The following is an 18,137-nucleotide window of genomic DNA, read 5'->3' as shown; positions in this document are numbered from 1 at the left end:
CAAGGTTCTTCGGCTGCGGATCGTAGCTGGCTGGTCGCGCAGTTCCCCGCGCCCCTGGGGGTCTGCAACTGGCCCGGCTACACGTACTGGACCGGGAGTTCCTTGACCCCGTTGAGCCAGGCCGAGCGCAGCCGGCGGGGCTCGCCGGTCAGCCGGATCGCCGGGACGGTGTCGGCGATGGCGTTGAAGATCAGGTCGAGTTCCAGCCGGGCCAGGTTGGCGCCCAGGCAGAAGTGCGGTCCGCCGCCGCCGAACCCCAGGTGCGGATTGGGGTCGCGGAGGATGTCGAACTCCTCCGGGCGGTCGAAGACCTCGGGGTCGTTGTTGGCCGAGCTGTAGAAGATTCCAATGCGCTGACCTGCGGAGATCGCGACGCCTCCGAGCTCGGTGTGCTCGGTCGCGGTGCGCTGGAAGGACATCACCGGGGTGGCCCAGCGGACGATCTCGTCGGCGGCGGTCTGCGGCCGGCGCTCCTTGTAGAGCTCCCACTGCTCGGGGTGGGTGAGCATGGCGTGCATCCCGTGGCTGGTGGCGTTGCGGGTGGTCTCGTTGCCGGCGACGGCCAGCAGCAGCACGAAGAAGCCGAACTCGTCCGAGCTGAGGTTGCCCTGCCCCTCGGCGTTGACCAGCTGGGTGACGATGTCATGGGCCGGGCAGCCCTTGCGCTCCTCGGCGATGCCCATCGCGTACATCATCAGTTCGAACGCGGACTGCATGCCGACGTTCTGGGAGACGGCGAGCTCCGGGTCGTCGTAGGCGACCATCTTGTTGGTCCACTCGAAGATCCTGGCCCGGTCCTGCTGGGGTATTCCGACCAGCTCGGCGATCGCCTGGAGCGGCAGCTCGCAGGCGATGTCGCGGACGAAGTCGCCGCTGCCCTCCTTGAGCGCGGAGGCGACGATGCGCTCGGCCCGGTCACGCAGCGCCTGCTGCATGGCGTTGATGGCCCGCGGGGTGAAGCCGCGCTGGACGATCTGGCGCAGCCGGGTGTGCTCGGGCGGGTCCATGTTGAGCATGATCAGCTTCTGGCCCTCGAAGCCGTCCTGGGTGATCTCCGGGTTGAAGCGGATGATCGCGGTGTTGGTGTTGGAGGAGAAGGTCTCCGGGTGCACCGACACCTCCTTGACGTCGGCGTGCCGGGTGACGGCCCAGTAGCCCCCGTCGTCGAACCCGGTGGTGCCGTGCGCCTGGGCGATCCAGTGCACCGGGGCGGTGCTGCGGAGCAGGGCGAACTCGGGCAGCGGCACCCGCTGCTGGTTCAGGTCCGGATCGGTGAAGTCGAAGCCGTCGGGCAGGGCCGGGCAGGTCATCGGGGGCCTCCAAAGCTACCGACGGTCAGCTGCTGGGTCAGCCGCTGTTTAGCTGACGGAGTGTCAGATCTGCCTTAGACCGTAGTAACGCGTTCTAGTCCGCGCAAGAGCCTTGCGTGACAGTGCTCACGGCGAATACAAAGGGGGCCAGAACTAGAACGCGTATCAGTTCTCTTCGGTGTCCTGCGGACGCCGGAGCTTCCGGAGGGCGAGTCATGGCCGCTGAACCCGTCATCGTCGAAGCAGTGCGCACCCCCATCGGTAAGCGAGGCGGAGCCCTCGCCAACCTCCACCCGGGCTATCTGCTCGGGGAGACCTTCAGGGAGCTGCTCGCCCGCACGGGTGTGCAGCCGGACGTCGTCGAGCAGATCGTCAGCGGGACGGTCACCCACGCCGGCGAGCAGTCGATGAACCCCGCCCGCACCGCCTGGCTGGCGATGGGCCTGCCCTACGAGGTCGCCGCCACCACGGTCGACTGCCAGTGCGGGTCCTCGCAGCAGGCCAACCACATGGTCGCCAACATGGTCGCGGCCGGGGTGATCGACGTCGGCATCGCCTGCGGCGTCGAGTCGATGACCCGGGTGCCGCTGGGCGCGGCCTCCGCGCACGGGCCGGGACGGCCGTTCCCGGAGGAGTGGAACGTCGACCTGCCCAACCAGTTCGAGGCCGCCGAGCGGATCGCGCGGCGGCGCGGCCTCAGCCGCAGCGACCTGGACCGCTTCGGCGAGGCCTCGCAGCAGCGGGCCGCCAACGCCTGGGCCGAGGAGCGGTTCAAGCGGGAGACGTACGCGGTCCAGGTCCCGACCACGGAGGCCGAGCAGCTCGCCGGACAGGGCATGTGGCGGCTGTTCGACCGGGACGAGGGGCTGCGGGACACCTCGCTGGAGGCGCTGGCCGGGCTGCGCCCGGTGCTGCCCACGGCGATGCACACGGCCGGTACATCCTCGCAGATCTCCGACGGTTCGGCCGCGGTGATGTGGGCGTCCCGGCGTGCGGCGCGGGCGCTGGGACTGACCCCGCGCGCCCGTATCGTCGCCCAGGCGGTCGTCGGCACCGACCCGCACTACCACCTGGACGGTCCGATCGACGCGACCAGGGCGGTGCTCGGCAAGGCGGGGATGAAGCTCTCCGACATCGACGTGGTGGAGATCAACGAGGCTTTCGCGTCGGTGGTGCTCTCCTGGGCCCAGGTGCTGGAGGCCGACATGGAGAAGGTCAACGTCAACGGCGGAGCCATCGCGCTCGGGCACCCGGTGGGCTCGACCGGGGCCCGGCTGATCACCACGGCGCTGCACGAACTGGAGCGCACCGGGAAGGAGTTCGCGCTGGTCACGATGTGCGCGGGCGGCGCCCTGGCGACGGGGACGATCCTGCAGCGGATCTGAGGGGACCGGTACTGCCGTTGCCGGCCCGGGTGTCACTCCCCGGAGCCGGCATCGGCGTCGACGTCGGTGTCGGCAGCTGCGTCGCCGGCTGTGTCGGCGGCGCGCGGTCGGAAGGCGGCCGGGGCGTCGAAGGCCGCGCGTCGTGCCGCTCGGCGCAGGGCGTTGAGGAGCGGGTGGCCGAGGGCGAGGCAGAGGGCCGCGGTGAGCAGGCTGCGCGGGATGTCCCAGCCGAGGGCCGTGCTGAAGTGGTAGACGAGGAAGCGGGCCAGGTTGGCGCCCAGGGGGTCGCCGGGGACGTAGGAGATGGAGCTGCCCAGGCCGGCGATGTAGGGCCAGCCCTGAAGGTCCATCACCAGCCCGTAGAGCTCGGCCGACACCGCCCCGTACACCGCCAGTGTCCACAGTTCGCGGCGGCCGCGCAGGGTGGCCGGGCCCGGGAGCAGGCCGGCGCCCAGGCAGACCCAGCCCATGGCGAGCATCTGGAACGGCAGCCAGGGGCCCACGCCGCCGGTGAGCAGGGCCGAGGCGAAGAGCGAGAGGTTTCCGAGGACGAAGCCGAAGCCAGGGCCGAGGACCCGTCCGGAGAGCACCATCAGGAAGAAGGTGGGCTCCAGCCCGGCGGTGCCCGCGCCCAGCGGGCGCAGGGCGGCTCCGGCCGCGGCCAGGACGCCGAGCAGGGCGATGGACTTGGTCTCCAGCCCGGCCTGGCCGCCGGTGCCGGCCCGGCCCTCGGCGATCTGGGCGACCACCACCGCGAGCAGCAGCGGCAGCAGCAGGGCGAACAGCCAGGGGGCGTCGCCGGAGTGGGCCAGGCCGGAGGCGGGCGAGGCCAGCAGCGGCCAGCCGAAGCCGACCACGCCGATCGCCGAGACCAGCAGCAGCATGGCGGTGGCGCGGCGGCCCAGCGGGACCGGACGCGCGAGCGGGTTCCGGTCGGTGCTCATGCGGTGCCGTCCGCCGCCAGCGCCTCGGTGACCTGGCGGACCGTCAGCCAGGGCTCCGGGTTGAGGATCTTGGCGACCTGGGGGGCGAAGGCGGGGGAGGAGACGACGACCTCGCGGGTCGGGCCGTCCGCGACGATCTCGCCCTCGGCCAGGACGATCGTGCGGTGGGCCAGTTCGGCGGCGAGTTCCACGTCGTGGGTGGCGAGCAGGACGCCGTGGCCGGCCGCGGCCAGCTCGCGGAGGATGTCGACCAGACGGGCCTTGGCGGCGTAGTCGAGGCCGCGGGTGGGCTCGTCCAGCAGGATCAGTCCCGGGCGGGCGGTGAGCACCACGGCGAGGGCCAGGGTGAGCCGCTGGCCCTCGGAGAGGTCGCGCGGGTGGGCCTCGTCGGGGATGCCGGGGATCAGCTGTTCGACCAGGGCGCGGCAGCTGCCCGGGGCGGAGCCGGTGTCCTGGTCGGCGGCGCCGCACTCGGCGCCGACGGTGTCGCAGTAGAGCAGGTCGCGCGGTTCCTGCGGGACCAGGCCCACCTGCCTGAGCAGCGCGGCCGGCTTGGCCTTGTGCGGGACCGTGCCGCCGATGTCGATCCGGCCGGCGGTGGGGGCGTGCAGGCCGACGAGCGAGCTGAGCAGGGTGGACTTGCCCGCGCCGTTGCGGCCCATCAGCGCGGTGATCTCGCCGGGGCGGAGGGTGAGGTCCACCCGGCGCAGTGCTTCGACGCCGCCGCGTCGGACGGCCAGGGCGGTCACCGTGGCGACGGCGGGGGATCCAGTGGGGGGTCCGCTGGGGCGCGCGGGTGCGGGCGCCGGCGCCGGGCTCAGCTCCGCGAGCCGGGCGCGCAGCGGGGCGGCCCGGCGCCGGGCGTCGCGGACCGACAGCGGGAGCGGGGACCAGCCGACCGCGCGGCCCAGGGCCACCACCGGCGGGTGCACCGGGGAGACCGCCATGATCTCGGCGGTCTCGCCGTAGCGGGGCGGCTGCCCGCCGCCGGGCAGCAGGATGACCCGGTCCGCGTACTGGACCACGCGTTCCAGGCGGTGCTCGGCGAGCAGGACGGTGGTGCCCAGGTCGTGCACCAGGCGCTGGAGGACGGCGAGGACCTCCTCGGCGGCGCCGGGGTCCAGGGCCGAGGTGGGCTCGTCGAGGACCAGGACCTTCGGGTGGACGGTCAGCACCGAGCCGATGGCGACCCGCTGCTGCTGGCCGCCGGAGAGGGTGGCCAGCGGGCGGTTGCGGAGCTCGGCGAGGCCGAGCAGGTCCAGCGTCTCCTCGACCCGGCGCCGCATAACCTCGGGGGCGAGGCCCAGGGACTCCATGCCGTAGGCGAGTTCGTCCTCGACGGTGTCGGTGACGAAGTGCGCCAACGGGTCCTGGCCCACGGTGCCGACGACGTCGGCGAGGTCGCGCGGGCGGTGGGTGCGGGTGTCGCGCCCGGCGACGGTGACCCGGCCGTGCAGCACGCCGCCGGTGAAGTGCGGGACCAGGCCGCTGACGGTGCCGAGCAGGGTGGACTTGCCGGATCCCGAGGGGCCGACCAGCAGGCAGAGCTCGCCCTCGGGGACGGTCAGGTCGAGGGATGTCAGTGCCGGGTGCGATGCTCCGTGGTAGGTGACCGAGACCTGGTCGAAAGTGATCATCGGACTCCTCCCGGGGAGGTGGCGGCAGTGGTTGCGGCGGTCGTGGGTGAGGTCGGGGCGGGCGCGGTCCGGGGTGCGACCGGGGCGGTGAAGGCGGGCAGCAGGCCGATCAGGATCGCTGCTGCGGGAAGGAGGGGCAGCGTGGGTGCTGCGAGCGGTACGACGGGGGGATCGAGGGCGTCGGCGAAGGCCGGGCCGAGGCTGACCATTACCGCTGCGACGGCGATACCCGAGCCCGCCACGGTCCACTCCCGCCAGGCCCAGGGGTCGGGCCGGTAACGGGTTCTGACGGCGCGTCGGCCGCCGAGCAGCAGTCCGCCGGCGGTGGCCGCGGCTCCGGTGGCCAGCAGCGGCAGGGCCCAGGCGCTGCCGTCCGCGCCGAGCAGCCCGTAGGCCGCGACGCAGACGCCCAGCAGCCCGGCGAGGGTGAGCGCGGCCGTGGTGCGGCGCACGGCGGGCGGTACGTCGGCGGTGCGGCCGAAGCCCCGGGTGTCCATCGCGGCGGCCAGGCCGATGGAGCGTTCCAGGGCGTTCTCCAGCACCGGGACGCCGACGGTGAGCAGCGCCCTGGCACCGCGCCCGCTGCGGCCGCGCAGTCGGCGGGCGGCGCGGAGCCGGGTCACGTCCGCGACCAGGTTGGGCGCGAAGGTCAGCGCGACCACCACCGCGACGCCGGCCTCGTAGAGCGCCCCGGGGAGGCTGCGGAGCAGCCGGGCCGGGTTGGCCAGGGCGTTGGCCGCACCGACGCAGGCCAGCAGCACGGCCAGTCTCATCGCGTCGTAGAGCGCGAAGAGCAGCCCCTCCAGGCTGACCGGGCCGCCCAGCTGGACGCCCTTGGCCCAGGAGGGGAGCGGAAGTTGAGGGAGCGTGAAGAGGATGTGGGTACCGGGGATCGGGGAGCCCAGCAGGGTGAAGAACACCATCCGGACGGCGAGCACCAGCAGGCCGAGCCTGAGGAACACGCTGTAGGAGCGGGCCCAGGGCGCGTCCGTTCTGCGGGCCGCCACCACGTAGCCGGCGACGGCGGTGACCAGCAGGAGCAGCAGCGGGTTGGTGGTGCGGGAGGCGGCGGTGGCCAGGCCGAGCGCCCAGAGCCACCAGGCGCCCGGGTGCAGGTTGCGCTGTGGCACGGGCGGCAGGGGCATCGCCGGGCTACTCCGGCCTGCGGCGGCGGGTCTGCCAGTAGCCGGCTCCGGCGAGGACGGCGAGCAGTACGGCGCCGACGACCCAGCCGGCGGTCTTGGACGACTTGGCGGGCGCGGCCTTGCCGGTGGCGCTCGGGGCGGCGGTGGTCGCGCCGCCGGCCGCCGTGCCGGTGACGATCTCGCCGCAGCCGGTGGTCGGGTATCCGCCGATGGCGCAGAGGATGCCGTTGCTGTCGTACCGCAGCGGGGGCGCGACCTGGGCCAGCAGCTGGGCCGAGGTGGCGTCGGTGGACAGCACCGCGCAGGTGGTGAACGGGGTGCTGCGGGGCAGCGTGGAACCGGCCGGGACGTCGCCCGCGACGCCGTAGTCGATCACCACGGCGACCCGCTTCTTGCCGCTCACCGCGGGGGTGCCGGCGCAGGCCGTGGCGAAGTCCGGCGTCGCGCCGGGCTTGGCCGCGCTGGAGCTGTTGACGCTGATGCCGAAGCGCCAGCCGTCGACCGAGCCGTCAGCGGGGCGGTAGGTGTTGGGTCCCGACTGCTGGTAGGTCCAGCTGCCGGCGGAGCCCTGCCAGAAGGACCAGTAGCGGTAGCTGCTGGCGGAGGCGGGGGTCACCGCAGCCAGGACCAGGAACAGCACGGTGGCCAGCAGCCCGGCCACCGTGCCGGTACGACGTACTGTCATGCCCGCCGCCTACTCCGGTTGAAGCTGATGTACATGCCGATGCCGGCGCCCGCGACCAGGCCGACGCCGACGAGCCACCAGGGGTTGAAACTACTGGAGGACTTCTCGGCGGTGGCAGTGGAGGCGGTGGTGGCGCCGGCGGTCGCGCTGGCAGCGGCGGTGGCGGCCGGGGCCGGTCCGGCGGCTTCCAGCTGCGCGACCAGGTTCGCGGCGCCGAAGCGGGTCGGGTCCACGCCGGTGGCGTGGGCGCTGAGGATCAGTACGGCGTCGGCGGAGGCACCCGCTCCCCGGGCCCAGCCCGCGCTGTTGGCGCTGAGCCAGTCCACCGCCTTCCTGGCCTGGTCCAGGTGGCCGGTGCCGGCCAGCGACAGGGCGGCCCAGGCGGTGCTGGCGTAGTCGGGGGTGGCACTGGCGCCGGCGAGCTGGCTGGTCAGGTGCTCCTGGCCGGAGCCGAGCCGCCGGGCCAGGTACTGGGCGGCGGACTGTTCGGAGTCCGCGCAGGCCGCGGTGGAGGAGGCGGCCGTGGCCGTCGAGGCGGCGGCGGTGCCGGCCGGCACCGGGAGGAAGCCGCTGCCGGTCGCGAGCGCGGCCTGGGCACTGGCGGCGTCGTTGGCCACCAGCTTGCCGCTCTTGTCCGGCTGGTAGGCGAAGGCGCCCTGCTCGGCAGCGGCGGCGGAGCAGCCGAGCTGGAAGCCGTGCAGACCGTCCAGGGCGGTCCTGCCGCCCCTGGCCACCGAGGCCGGGTCGGCCTTGGCCGCCGCGAGCGCGCTGACGACCAGTCCGGTGGAGTTGGCGTCGCTGGCCGAGCCTGGGTTGTAGGACCAGCCGCCGTCGGCGTTCTGGACCTTCCGGTACCAGGCCACGGCCTTGGACACGGCGTCGTCGTGGCCGCCGAGGGCGGCCAGCGCCTGGACCGCGGCGGAGGTGGCGTTGGTGTCCTCGGTGGCGGCCGCGCAGCCCTTGGCGGGGTCGGCGTCGTAGGAGGGCCAGCCGCCGTCCGCGCACTGCTGGCCGGTGAGCCAGTCGACCGCCGAGGCGGCCGGGGTGACCCCCTGGGAGTGCAGGGCCAGCAGGCTCAGCCCCTGCCGCCAGACGCCGTCGTAGGTCGGGTCGCCCGTGCCGTACAGGCCGACGGGGATGCTGACCGGACTGGCGCTGGGGCTGGCGCTCAGACTGGCGCCGGTGCTTGCCGAGGAGGCGAACGCGGGTGCGGCCGTACCGGTGAGGACGGCGGCGGACAGCGCGACGGCGCCCAGGCGGGCGGCGGTGGGCATGGGTGGAGCCTTTCGGAGAGCGGTGGGCGACCGTAGACCTCGACGGTGCCGCTCGCCTCCTGACGGGTGATCCGACTGTACGGCTGCGGGTCAGTGCCGGAATCGCACCGGCTTCCCCCGTCAGGGGGCGGGTCAAGCGGATGGAGACATTGCGGGAGAAGACGTGACGGATCGAGCGGACTCAGGTTGTGCGGCCACTGTATCCGCACCGTGAGACCGGCCCGGCCGTCACCCCGTCAGCCCGTGGCGACGAACCGCTGCGGCTCCCCGGAGCCGTTCTCCTCCGCCAGCCCGGTCTTCACCAGCCGGCGGACGTGCGCCGCCGCCTCGGAGAGGGCCAGGTGGCGGGCGACGAAGGTGAGCTCCGCCCAGGGGCGGTTCCAGTGCATCCGCTGGGCGCACTCCCAGACTGTCAGTGGCTCGTGCTTGAGTTGCACGTGCAGGTCGGCCAGCCGGACGGCGTGGTGGTCCAGCAGTTCGCGGACGCGTCCCGGTGCGTCGTCGAAGCGGTACTGGTGGGCCGGCAGGACCTCCCGGGGGGCCAGCGCGGCGATCCGTTCCAGGGAGTCGAGGAAGTCGCCGAGCGGGTCGGCGGGGTCGTCGCCGCCTTCGTTCCCGGGATACGAGGTCTCGGGGTAGAGGCTGACCACCGGGCTGATGGTGGGCAGCAGGTGGTCGCCGGAGAGCAGCCGGGTCGGGCGGTCCGGTTCGTCCAGGTAGAGGCAGACATGGCCCGGGGTGTGCCCGGGGGTCCACATGACGCGCAGCTCACGTCCGGGCACTCCGGCCGACTCGCCGTGCACCAGCTCCCGGTCCGGCAGGGTGTCGGCCAGCGGTGCGCCGGCGCTGCCGAAGTGGCTGAGGCCGTCGAGGTGCTCCTGCGGGACGCCCGAGCCGCGCATCAGCTCGGCCATCCGGCTCATCCAGCGGCCGGAGCTGTTGCTGTGCAGGGCCCGGACGATCGCGGCCTCGGCGCCGTGCATGCCGATCCAGGCGCCGGACTGCTCGCGGACGTGGCCGGAGAGGCCGTGGTGGTCCGGGTGGTGGTGGGTGACCAGCACGCCGTGGACGTCGGAGAGGCTGTGCCCGGCCGCGGCGATGCCCGCGGCGAGGGCCTCGCGTCCGCTGGGGTCGTCCCAGCCGGTGTCCACCAGGACCGGGCCGCGGTCGCTCTCCAGCAGGTAGACCAGGGTGTAGCGGAGCGGGTTGTCAGGGATCGGGACGGTGATGCTCCACACCCCGCCGCCGAGGTCCTGGGTCGGCGGGGGCGGGGACTTCTCGGTGGCGGGCATGCTGCCGTCCTCTCCGGGCCAACGGTATAGAACGTGTTCTATGTATAGGGCAACTAGTTGCGCAGCCTACTGCACGACCGTTGCCCTCAATAAGTAGAACTGATATCAGTTCTATCAACCGCCATAAGTGACGGGGCGTCAGGACATCGGGCGTTGCGTTGATCGCTGATCGTCGATCCGGAGGACGGCATGGCCGAGGTAGTGGAGTACGGCGAACTCTTCATCGGCGGCGAACTGGTCGCCCCCGCCGGGCGTGACGTCATCGAGGTGGTCTCCCCGCACACCGAGGAGGTCATCGGCCGGGTGCCGCACGCCTCCCGCGAGGACGTCGACCGGGCCGTCGCCGTCGCCCGGAAGGCCTTCGACGAGGGGCCCTGGCCCAGGATGACGCTGGCCGAGCGGCTCGCGGTCGCCGAGCGGATCAAGGACGGCATCGCGGCGCGGGCGGACGAGATCGCCCGGGTGATCAGCTCGGAGAACGGTTCGCCGTACTCCTGGAGCATCCTGGCCCAGGCCTACGGCCCGATGATGATCTGGGACGCCGCCATCGCCACCGCCAGGGACTTCTCCTTCGAGGAGCACCGCTCCGGCGTGCTCGGGCCGATCCTGGTGCGGCGCGAGCCGGTCGGGGTGGTGGCCGCCGTGGTGCCCTGGAACGTCCCGCAGTTCGTCGCCGCCGCCAAGCTGGCCCCGGCACTGATCGCGGGCTGCCCGGTGATCCTCAAGCCCTCGCCGGAGACCCCGCTTGACTCCTACATCCTGGCCGAGATCGTCCGCGAGGCCGGGCTGCCGGAAGGGGTGCTCAGCATCCTGCCCGCGGACCGCGAGGTCAGCGAGTACCTGGTGGGCCACCAGGGTGTGGACAAGGTCTCCTTCACCGGCTCGGTGGCGGCCGGCAAGCGGATCATGGAGGTGGCCTCGCGCAACCTCACCCGGGTCACCCTGGAACTGGGCGGGAAGTCGGCGGCGATCCTGCTGCCGGACGCCGACATACCGGCCGCCGTCACCAGCCTGATGGGCTCGGCCTACATGAACAACGGCCAGGCCTGCGTGGCGCAGACCCGCATCCTCGCCCCCAGGGCCCGCCACGACGAGATCGCCGAGCAGCTGGTCGCCGCGGTGGACTCGCTGGTCGTCGGCGACCCGCTGGCCGAGGCCACCCAGCTCGGGCCGCTGGTGACCCGCCGTCAGCAGCAGCGCAACCTGGACTACATCCGGATCGGCCAGGAGGAGGGCGCCAAGGTGCTCACCGGCGGCGGGGTGCCCGCGGCCCAGCCCAAGGGCTGGTATGTCGAGCCCACCCTGCTGGGCGGCGTGGACAACCGGATGCGGGTCGCCCGCGAGGAGATATTCGGCCCGGTCGTCTGCCTGATCCCGTACGAGGACGAGGCGGACGCGCTGCGGATCGCCAACGACTCCGACTACGGACTGTCCGGCTCGGTGTGGTGCGGGGACGTCGAGCACGGCATCGAGGTGGGGCGGCAGATCCGTACCGGGACGTTCTCGGTGAACACCTTCAGCCTGGACTTCAAGGGGCCCTTCGGCGGCTACAAGCAGTCCGGGATCGGGCGTGAGTTCGGCCCGGAGGGGCTGGACTCGTACCTGGAGGCCAAGACGATCCACCTGCCGCAGGGGTACAGCGCGGTGGCGCCGGCGGCTGCGGACGGGGCTGCGCAGGGCGGGGAGGGTTGATGGGGGACCGCTGGCAGGTGGAGGTGGACCGGGCGGTGTGCATCGGCTCCGGGCTCTGCGTCGCCTCCGCGCCGGACGGCTTCCGGCTGGACGGGGCGCGGCAGTCGCATCCGGTCGAGGACGAGGCGGACGCCGCCGAGTCCTTGCTGGCGGCGGCGGAGAGCTGTCCCGTCGAGGCCATTCGCCTGCGGCTGGCCGGCAGCAGCGAACCCGTATTTCCGCCGGATTGACGGTCTGTTCTTCGGGTGCGGACCGTAGGGGGTTGGGCGCGCAGTTCCCCGCGCCCCTATGGGGCTGCAGCTGAACCGCTGTGGAGAAGTTGCAGCCCCCAGGGGCGCGGGGAACTGCGCTCCCAACCCTGCAAGTGCTGCACCTACTCCGCAAGGAGCTTGCAGGCCGTCTCCAGATCGATCCGCACCTGGGCGATGGACGCGCGCCCGCTGAGCCAGGTGACCAGCGCCGAGTGCCACGTGTGCTCGATCACCCGCACCGCGGCCAGCTGGTCGCGGCTCAGCGGGTGGTCCAGCGCCATGGCCTCGGTGATCAGCACCGCGGTGAGCCGGCTGACCTGGTCCACCTCCGCGCTCACCGAGCGGTCGGCGAAGGTCAGCGCCCGCACCATGGCCTCGGCCAACTGCGGCTCGCGCTGCAGCCCGCGGAAGGTGCCCATCAGGGTCTCGGTCACCCGGGCGCCCGGGTCGGTGGCCGAGGGCGGGTGCTTGCGCAGCTGCGACTGCATCAGCTGGAGCTGGTCCTGCATGGTCGCGACCAGCAGGTGCACCTTGGAGGGGAAGTAGCGGTACAGCGTGCCCAGGGCGACGCCGGAGCTCTCGGCGACCTCGCGCATCTGCACGGCGTCGAACCCCCCGCGGGAGGCGAGCTGCGCGGCCGTGTGCAGGATCCGGCGGCGGCGGGCCTCCTGCCGCTCGGTGAGCGGCGGCGCGGCCGGCGGCCTGGGATTGGTGGTCAGGTCGCTCACCCCGTCTGGTGTGGTTCCGTCTCGTGGCGTTCCGTCAGCGTTCCGTCAGCGCTCCGAATGATGGCGCAGACACCACGGGTGGCGCGAATCACCAGCCCTGCCCCGGAGCACAAAGCTACGGGCCGGTAATCTCAGGGACTCCATACGCTGCATCATTGGAACGTGTTCTAGATTACCCTGACCGAGGCAGCCGTTGACAGAGGAGAAGAATCCAAGGTGACCAGTGCCGTGCGAGGCCTCGCGCCCGCTGACCGGCCGCTGCGGATCGCGTTGCTCTCCTACAAGGGCAACCCCTTCTGTGGTGGGCAGGGTGTCTACGTCCGCCACCTCTCCCGGGAGCTGGCCCGCCTCGGCCATGACGTCGAGGTGCTCGGCGGCCAGCCGTACCCGGTGCTGGACGAGGTCGGGGAGGGCGCCGTGGGGCGGCTCTCCTTCACCGAGATCGCCAGCCTGGACCTGTACCGGCAGCCCGACCCCTTCCGCAACCCCCGCCTCGGCGAGTACCGCAGCGTGGCCGACGTGGTCGAGTACGCGACCATGCGCACCGGCGGCTTCCCCGAGCCGCTGACCTTCAGCATGCGGGCCCGCCGACACCTGGCCCGGCACCGCGGCCGCTACGACGTCGTGCACGACAACCAGACCCTCGGCTACGGGCTGCTCGGCCTGGAGCGCATCGGCTTCCCGCTGGTCACCACGGTCCACCACCCGGTCACCGTCGACCGCGAGCTGGACCTGGCCGCCGCCGAGGGCCTGGTCAAGCAGCTCTCGGTGCGCCGCTGGTACGGCTTCACCCGGATGCAGCGGCGGGTGGCCCAGCGGCTGGAGTCGGTGCTGACGGTGTCGCAGAGCTCGGCCCGGGAGATCAGCGAGCACCTGGGCGTGCGCCCCGAACGGGTCCATGTGGTGCCCATCGGCGCCGACGTCCGGCTGTGGTCGCCGGACGCGTCCGTGCCCGTGGTGCCCGGGCGCATCGTCACCACCTCCAGCGCGGACGTCCCGCTCAAGGGCCTGATACATCTGGTCGAGGCGCTGGCCAAGGTCCGCACCGAGCGCGAGGCGCATCTGGTCGTGGTCGGCCGGCGGCGCGAGGACGGCCCGGTGGCCGACGCGATCCGCAGGCTCGGCCTGGAGGGCGCCGTGGAGTTCCGCGGCGGCATCGACGACCGTGACTTCGTCGACCTGGTGCGCAGCGCCGAGGTCGCCTGCGTCCCCTCCCTCTACGAGGGCTTCTCGCTGCCCGCCGCCGAGGCCATGGCCACCGGGACCCCGCTGGTCGCCACCACCGGCGGCGCGATCCCCGAGGTGGCCGGCGCCGACGGCGAGACCTGCCTGGCGGTGCCCCCGGGCGACGCCGGAGCGCTCGCGGTGGCGCTGGGCCGGCTGCTGGACGATCCCGACCTGCGGGCCAGGATCGGGGCCGCCGGACGCGAGCGGGTGCTGGCCAGGTTCACCTGGGAGCGCGCCGCCGAGCTCACCGCGGAGCGCTACCGCGAGGCCATCGCCACCGGGGCCGGGCAGCGCGCCCGGGCCGGCGACGGCTGGAGGTACGTGTAGTCGGCGGCTGGTCCGACGCCCCTGACCCCCGCTCCGAACCTCCGCTCTGACCTTCCGCCCTGACCTTCCGCCCCGACCTTCCCCTCGTCTTTCCACGTGACTGACGCCCGCTGCCCGAAGCGGCCGGCGTCGACGACGCGAATGGAGCCCTGCGACCGTGCTGACCGTCGACTTCTCCCGCTTCCCGATCGCCCCCGGCGACCGGGTGCTCGACCTCGGCTGCGGTGGCGGCCGGCACGCCTTCGAGGTCTACCGGCGCGGCGGCCGCGTCGTCGCCCTGGACCGCAACGCGGAGGAGATCCGCGAGGTCAAGCGCTGGTTCTCGGCGATGGAGCAGGAGGGTGAGGCTCCGGCGGGCGCCTCGGCCGTGGCGATGGAGGGCGACGCGCTGGCGCTGCCGTTCCCCGACGACAGCTTCGACAAGGTCATCATCTCCGAGGTGATGGAGCACATCCCGGACGACAAGGGCGTGCTCGCCGAGATGGTGCGGGTGCTCAAGCCAGGCGGCTCCATCGCGATCACCGTGCCGCGCTGGCTCCCCGAGCAGGTCTGCTGGGCGCTCTCGGACGCGTACCACGAGGTCGAGGGCGGCCACATCCGGATCTACCGCGGCGACGAGCTGGTCGGCAAGATGCGCGAGGCCGGCCTGGAGCCCTACGGGCAGCACCACGCCCATGCGCTGCACTCGCCGTACTGGTGGATCAAGTGCGCGGTCGGCGTCGACAACGACAAGGCGCTGCCGGTCCGCGCCTACCACCAGCTGCTGGTGTGGGACATCGTCGGCACCCCGGTGATCAGCAAGCTCACCCGGGCCGCCGAGAGCGCCCTCAACCCGCTGATCGGCAAGAGCTTCGTCGCCTACGCCACCAAGCCCCGCGACGCCGCCTCGCTCGCGGAGCAGCTCGGATGACGGCGGGGTCCGGGCCCGTCGCAGTTCCGGACGTCCTGGTCCTGCCGGGCGTGCTGGACGCCGAGCAGGCCGCCGCCACGGTCGGCAGTATCCTCGCCGACCAGCGCGCCGACGGCGGCATCCCCTGGTTCGCCGGGGGCCACCTCGACCCCTGGGACCACACCGAGGCCGCCATGGCCCTGGACGTGGCCGGTGAGCATGCCGCCGCCGAGGCCGCCTACCGCTGGCTGATGAAGCATCAGAACCCGGACGGCTCCTGGTACTCCGCCTACACGGACGGAGCGGTGACGGACCGCAACCGGGAGTCCAACTTCTGCGCCTACATCGCCGTCGGCGTCTGGCACCACCACCTGGCCACCGGCGACGACACCTTCCTGGAGGAGGTCTGGCCCACCGTCGTCCGCGCCGTCGAGTTCGTGCTCGACCTGCAGCGGCCCGACGGCACCGTCGCCTGGCGCCGGGACGAGGACGGCAGCGCGCCCGACGAGGCGCTGCTCACCGGCTGCTCCAGCGTCCACCACGCGCTGCGCTGTGCGCTGGCCATCGCCGACTGCCTGGAGGAGCCGCAGCCCGACTGGGAGTTGGCCGCGGGCCGGCTCGGCCACGCGGTCACCGGCCACCCGGAGGCGTTCCTGGACAAGGACCGCTACTCGATGGACTGGTACTACCCGGTGCTGGGGACGGCGCTGCGCGGAGCGGCCGCGCAGGAGCGGATCGAACGCGACTGGAACCGCTTCGTGGTGCCGGGGCTGGGCGTCCGCTGCGTCTCGGACCGGCCCTGGGTCACCGGCGGCGAGAGCGCCGAACTGGCCCTGGCGCTCTGGGCGATCGGCGAGTCGGACCGCGCCGTCGAGATACTCCGCTCGATCCAGCACCTGCGCCACCGCGACGGCGGCTACTGGACCGGCTACGTCTTCGAGGACGACGCGGTCTGGCCCGAGGAGCGCACCACCTGGACCGCGGGCGCGCTGCTGCTGGCCGTGGCGGCCCTCGGCGGGGACGAGGCCACCGCGACCGTGTTCGGCGGCGCGCGGCTGCCGACCGGACTGGCCGACGAGTGCTGCGCGCCGCAGGACTGCTGACGCTACGTCAATGCTGTTCGGATTCCGCCTACTCGCGGGAGCCGGTGCGGCCGAGAGCGTTGCCGACGGCTCCGTAGACCAGGGCCGGGAGGCCGAAGATCAGCAGGGCGCGCAGCTTGCTGTTGTGGATGCCGTTGTTGTTGAAGATGTTGCGGGACCAGGTGGCGAGCCAGTCTGCTGCCTCACGGAACCAGTTGACCACCGTGTTGCCGGTGTTCGCGTCGAAGAGGTACAGCAGGAACCAGATGACGAGGATCAACGCCCCTATATAAAGGGCGAGTCCGATCAGGCGAATGAGTCCACTCATGTGCTGTCGCCTGCCCCGCCCCGCAGGATGCTAACTTCCACGCAGTCGGAAGAAGTTTCCAGAAGGGGGCGTGACCTGCGATGGCCTGGCTCGGACACGAGCAGTACCTGGATCGGGTGAAGGCGGACGCGAGGCGTTTCGCCGAGATGGTGGCCGCCGGCGACCCCGAGGCCGAGGTGCCGAGCTGCCCGGACTGGCAACTGGCGGACCTCTGCGCCCACCTGGGCCGTGTGCACCGCTGGGTGAACCAGATCGTCACCACCCGCTCCCAGGAGAGGGTCGGCTGGGACGCGCTTCCCGACGCGGCGATCCCCACCGACCCCGCGGGGCAGGCCGAATGGCTGCTGCGCGGAGCGTCGGCGGTGGCCGCGGTGCTGCGCGAGGTCGGGACCGGGCTGGAGGTGTGGGGCTGGGCCGGGGAGTTCAGCACCGGCTGGTGGGGCCGGCGGATGGCCCACGAGACGCTGGTCCACCGGATCGACGCCGAACTCGCGGTCGACGGACGGCCGGGGCGGATCGATGCCGAGCTGGCCGCCGACAACATCGACGAGCTGCTGCACAACGCCGCGGCCCCTGCCTCCAGGGCGTTCCCCAACCGGGGCCGGCTGCGGGGCGATGGCGGCACCCTGCACCTGCACTGCACCGATGTGCGGGGGGAGTGGCTGCTGCGGCGCGCCCAGGTGCCGGAGGGCTTCGCCTACGAGGAGGGGCACGCCAAGGGCGATGCCGCCGTGCGCGGATCCGCCGAGGAGCTGATGCTGCTGCTCAACAAGCGGCTGCCGGACGGCAGGAACGACCTCCAGGTGATCGGCGACCACCGTGCGGTGGCGCTCTGGCTCGAAGGGCTGACCCTGGACTGACGCTTCGTCAGAGCACCAGTTCGGCGAGGGTGCGCAGGGTCAGCGGGTCGCGGGTGGTGACCAGCAGGTCGGTGACCGGGCTCGCCTCCCAGGCCTGGAGCCGGTCGGCGATCCGGGCCCGGGGTCCGACCAGGGAGATCTCGTCGGCGAAGGCGGCCGGGACGGTGGCCACGGCTTCGGCCTGCCGGCCGGCCAGGAAGAGTTCCTGGATCCGGTGGGCCTCGGCCTCGTAGCCCATCCTGGCCATCAGGTCGGCGTGGAAGTTGCGGCCGCGTGCCCCCATCCCGCCGACGTAGAAGCCCAGCATGGCCTGGATCGGGGCCAGGCCCTCGGCGACGTCCTCGCAGACCCGGGCATGGACCAGGGGTGCGACGGTGAAGCCGGGGCGGGCCGGGGCGAGGGCGTCCGCGTAGAGGTCGGCGCGTCCGGGGGTGGGGGAGAAGTAGAGCGGCAGCCAGCCGTCGGCGATGCGGACCGTCTGGGCGACGTTCTTCGGGCCCTCCGCGCCCAGCAGGATCGGCAGGTCGGCGCGGAGCGGGTGCAGGATCGGCTTCAGCGGCTTGCCGAGGCCGGTCCCGTCGGGGCCCGGGTAGGGGAGTGGGTGGTAGGCGCCGTCCAGGGTGACCGGCTTCTCGCGGCGCAGCACTTGGCGGACCACGTCCACGTACTCGCGGACGGCGGTCAGCGGGGAGCGGGGGAACGGCCGCCCGTACCAGCCCTCGACGACCTGGGGTCCGGACAGCCCGAGGCCGAGCAGCAGCCGGCCGTCGGAGAGGTGGTCCAGGGTCATCGCGTGCATCGCGGTCGCGGTCGGGGTGCGGGCCGCCATCTGCGCGATCCCGGTGCCCAGCAGGATCCGGCTGGTGCGGGCGGCGATCCAGGTGAGCGGGGTGAAGGCGTCGGAGCCCCAGGCCTCCGCCGTCCAGACGCTGTGGTAGCCGAGGCTTTCGGCCTCGACGGCGAGGTCGACGAAGCCGGGGGAGGGGGCGGCGCCCCAGTAGCCGAGTGCGAGCCCGAGGCGCATGGTGGGGACCCCCAAGGTATCCGCTATCTGATGGACCGTCAGTTCTGCTTGGGGGTG

General features: G+C 72.8%; 17 protein-coding genes and 1 riboswitch. Of the genes, 7 read left to right on the top strand and 10 right to left on the bottom strand.

Annotation, left to right across the window (positions count from 1 at the left end; all coding sequences use genetic code 11):
- Positions 1-77: 77 nt before the first annotated feature.
- Complete coding sequence (locus tag ABUW04_RS24565) at positions 78-1,310, bottom strand: cytochrome P450 (protein WP_380566627.1); 1,233 nt, start codon at positions 1,308-1,310, stop codon at positions 78-80.
- Positions 1,311-1,525: 215 nt separating this feature from the next.
- Here ABUW04_RS24565 and ABUW04_RS24560 point away from each other — a divergent pair, with 215 nt between their 5' ends.
- On the top strand, positions 1,526-2,695 hold the full coding sequence (locus ABUW04_RS24560) for a steroid 3-ketoacyl-CoA thiolase (protein ID WP_030251191.1): 1,170 nt from the start codon (positions 1,526-1,528) through the stop codon (positions 2,693-2,695).
- Positions 2,696-2,727: 32 nt separating this feature from the next.
- On the opposite strand, the gene ABUW04_RS24555 is transcribed toward ABUW04_RS24560, so the two are convergent.
- The 6 genes from ABUW04_RS24555 to ABUW04_RS24530 form a co-directional block, all read right to left on the bottom strand.
- Positions 2,728-3,639 carry an ECF transporter S component gene (locus tag ABUW04_RS24555; protein WP_380566626.1) on the bottom strand — a complete coding sequence of 304 codons (912 nt, stop codon included), beginning with the start codon at positions 3,637-3,639 and terminating at the stop codon, positions 2,728-2,730.
- Complete coding sequence (locus ABUW04_RS24550) at positions 3,636-5,276, bottom strand: ABC transporter ATP-binding protein (RefSeq protein WP_380566625.1); 1,641 nt, start codon at positions 5,274-5,276, stop codon at positions 3,636-3,638. The genes ABUW04_RS24555 and ABUW04_RS24550 overlap by 4 nt, the downstream gene beginning before the upstream one ends.
- The gene (locus ABUW04_RS24545; protein ID WP_380566624.1) at positions 5,273-6,421 is read right to left on the bottom strand and encodes a CbiQ family ECF transporter T component; all 1,149 of its coding nucleotides are present in this window, start codon (positions 6,419-6,421) and stop codon (positions 5,273-5,275) included. The genes ABUW04_RS24550 and ABUW04_RS24545 overlap by 4 nt, the downstream gene beginning before the upstream one ends.
- A gap of 7 nt (positions 6,422-6,428) precedes the next feature.
- The gene (locus ABUW04_RS24540) at positions 6,429-7,106 is read right to left on the bottom strand and encodes an SCO2322 family protein (protein ID WP_380566623.1); all 678 of its coding nucleotides are present in this window, start codon (positions 7,104-7,106) and stop codon (positions 6,429-6,431) included.
- Positions 7,103-8,380 carry a prenyltransferase/squalene oxidase repeat-containing protein gene (locus ABUW04_RS24535; RefSeq protein WP_380566622.1) on the bottom strand — a complete coding sequence of 426 codons (1,278 nt, stop codon included), beginning with the start codon at positions 8,378-8,380 and terminating at the stop codon, positions 7,103-7,105. The genes ABUW04_RS24540 and ABUW04_RS24535 overlap by 4 nt, the downstream gene beginning before the upstream one ends.
- 44 nt (positions 8,381-8,424) lie before the next feature.
- Positions 8,425-8,532, bottom strand: a riboswitch (cobalamin riboswitch).
- An 84-nt stretch (positions 8,533-8,616) separates the two neighbouring features.
- Positions 8,617-9,672, bottom strand: coding sequence for an MBL fold metallo-hydrolase (locus tag ABUW04_RS24530; protein ID WP_030251207.1), 1,056 nt, complete (start codon positions 9,670-9,672; stop codon positions 8,617-8,619).
- A gap of 189 nt (positions 9,673-9,861) precedes the next feature.
- On the opposite strand from ABUW04_RS24530, the gene ABUW04_RS24525 reads away from it, so the two are divergent.
- Together ABUW04_RS24525 and ABUW04_RS24520 are read left to right on the top strand one after the other, a co-directional pair.
- Complete coding sequence (locus tag ABUW04_RS24525; protein ID WP_380566621.1) at positions 9,862-11,364, top strand: aldehyde dehydrogenase; 1,503 nt, start codon at positions 9,862-9,864, stop codon at positions 11,362-11,364.
- Positions 11,364-11,594, top strand: coding sequence for a ferredoxin (locus tag ABUW04_RS24520; protein WP_030251213.1), 231 nt, complete (start codon positions 11,364-11,366; stop codon positions 11,592-11,594). Before ABUW04_RS24525 ends, ABUW04_RS24520 begins: the two co-directional genes overlap by 1 nt.
- 143 nt (positions 11,595-11,737) lie before the next feature.
- Here the strand turns inward: ABUW04_RS24520 and ABUW04_RS24515 are convergent, their stop codons facing one another.
- A complete protein-coding gene (locus ABUW04_RS24515; RefSeq protein ID WP_030251215.1) occupies positions 11,738-12,334 on the bottom strand; it encodes a TetR family transcriptional regulator in 597 nt (198 codons plus the stop codon).
- Between the two features lie 225 nt (positions 12,335-12,559).
- Between ABUW04_RS24515 and ABUW04_RS24510 the strand changes: the two genes are divergently transcribed.
- The 3 genes from ABUW04_RS24510 (at position 12,560) to ABUW04_RS24500 (ending at position 15,889) form a co-directional block, all read left to right on the top strand.
- Positions 12,560-13,897, top strand: a complete 1,338-nt coding sequence (locus ABUW04_RS24510) for a glycosyltransferase family 4 protein (RefSeq protein ID WP_380566620.1) — start codon at positions 12,560-12,562, stop codon at positions 13,895-13,897.
- A 157-nt stretch (positions 13,898-14,054) separates the two neighbouring features.
- Positions 14,055-14,807: a class I SAM-dependent methyltransferase gene (locus tag ABUW04_RS24505; protein WP_380566619.1), complete on the top strand. Its 753-nt coding sequence runs from the start codon at positions 14,055-14,057 to the stop codon at positions 14,805-14,807.
- Positions 14,804-15,889 (top strand): prenyltransferase/squalene oxidase repeat-containing protein, encoded by a 1,086-nt coding sequence (locus ABUW04_RS24500; RefSeq protein ID WP_030251223.1) that lies wholly within the window; start codon positions 14,804-14,806, stop codon positions 15,887-15,889. The genes ABUW04_RS24505 and ABUW04_RS24500 overlap by 4 nt, the downstream gene beginning before the upstream one ends.
- 28 nt (positions 15,890-15,917) lie before the next feature.
- On the opposite strand, the gene ABUW04_RS24495 is transcribed toward ABUW04_RS24500, so the two are convergent.
- Positions 15,918-16,196: a hypothetical protein gene (locus tag ABUW04_RS24495; protein WP_030251225.1), complete on the bottom strand. Its 279-nt coding sequence runs from the start codon at positions 16,194-16,196 to the stop codon at positions 15,918-15,920.
- Positions 16,197-16,276: 80 nt separating this feature from the next.
- Here ABUW04_RS24495 and ABUW04_RS24490 point away from each other — a divergent pair, with 80 nt between their 5' ends.
- Complete coding sequence (locus ABUW04_RS24490; RefSeq protein ID WP_380566618.1) at positions 16,277-17,056, top strand: maleylpyruvate isomerase family mycothiol-dependent enzyme; 780 nt, start codon at positions 16,277-16,279, stop codon at positions 17,054-17,056.
- Positions 17,057-17,063: 7 nt separating this feature from the next.
- Here the strand turns inward: ABUW04_RS24490 and ABUW04_RS24485 are convergent, their stop codons facing one another.
- Positions 17,064-18,080, bottom strand: a complete 1,017-nt coding sequence (locus ABUW04_RS24485) for an LLM class F420-dependent oxidoreductase (RefSeq protein ID WP_380566617.1) — start codon at positions 18,078-18,080, stop codon at positions 17,064-17,066.
- Positions 18,081-18,137: the final 57 nt, after the last annotated feature.

It is taken from the genome of Streptacidiphilus jeojiensis (assembly GCF_042510965.1).
GTDB classification, from domain to species: Bacteria; Actinomycetota; Actinomycetes; order Streptomycetales; family Streptomycetaceae; genus Streptacidiphilus; species Streptacidiphilus jeojiensis.
Note: the sequence above shows the minus strand (reverse complement) of the source record. Positions and strands in the feature narration are given on the sequence as shown.

What these genes read in the sequence shown, in the direction of transcription:
- ABUW04_RS24565 (WP_380566627.1), bottom strand. Translation starts at nt 1,310, where the DNA reads ATGACCTGCCCGGCCCTGCCCGACGGCTTCGACTTCACCGATCCGGAC.
- ABUW04_RS24560 (WP_030251191.1), top strand. Translation starts at nt 1,526, where the DNA reads ATGGCCGCTGAACCCGTCATCGTCGAAGCAGTGCGCACCCCCATCGGT.
- ABUW04_RS24555 (WP_380566626.1), bottom strand. Translation starts at nt 3,639, where the DNA reads ATGAGCACCGACCGGAACCCGCTCGCGCGTCCGGTCCCGCTGGGCCGC.
- ABUW04_RS24550 (WP_380566625.1), bottom strand. Translation starts at nt 5,276, where the DNA reads ATGATCACTTTCGACCAGGTCTCGGTCACCTACCACGGAGCATCGCAC.
- ABUW04_RS24545 (WP_380566624.1), bottom strand. Translation starts at nt 6,421, where the DNA reads ATGCCCCTGCCGCCCGTGCCACAGCGCAACCTGCACCCGGGCGCCTGG.
- ABUW04_RS24540 (WP_380566623.1), bottom strand. Translation starts at nt 7,106, where the DNA reads ATGACAGTACGTCGTACCGGCACGGTGGCCGGGCTGCTGGCCACCGTG.
- ABUW04_RS24535 (WP_380566622.1), bottom strand. Translation starts at nt 8,380, where the DNA reads ATGCCCACCGCCGCCCGCCTGGGCGCCGTCGCGCTGTCCGCCGCCGTC.
- ABUW04_RS24530 (WP_030251207.1), bottom strand. Translation starts at nt 9,672, where the DNA reads ATGCCCGCCACCGAGAAGTCCCCGCCCCCGCCGACCCAGGACCTCGGC.
- ABUW04_RS24525 (WP_380566621.1), top strand. Translation starts at nt 9,862, where the DNA reads ATGGCCGAGGTAGTGGAGTACGGCGAACTCTTCATCGGCGGCGAACTG.
- ABUW04_RS24520 (WP_030251213.1), top strand. Translation starts at nt 11,364, where the DNA reads ATGGGGGACCGCTGGCAGGTGGAGGTGGACCGGGCGGTGTGCATCGGC.
- ABUW04_RS24500 (WP_030251223.1), top strand. Translation starts at nt 14,804, where the DNA reads ATGACGGCGGGGTCCGGGCCCGTCGCAGTTCCGGACGTCCTGGTCCTG.
- ABUW04_RS24495 (WP_030251225.1), bottom strand. Translation starts at nt 16,196, where the DNA reads ATGAGTGGACTCATTCGCCTGATCGGACTCGCCCTTTATATAGGGGCG.
- ABUW04_RS24490 (WP_380566618.1), top strand. Translation starts at nt 16,277, where the DNA reads ATGGCCTGGCTCGGACACGAGCAGTACCTGGATCGGGTGAAGGCGGAC.
- ABUW04_RS24485 (WP_380566617.1), bottom strand. Translation starts at nt 18,080, where the DNA reads ATGCGCCTCGGGCTCGCACTCGGCTACTGGGGCGCCGCCCCCTCCCCC.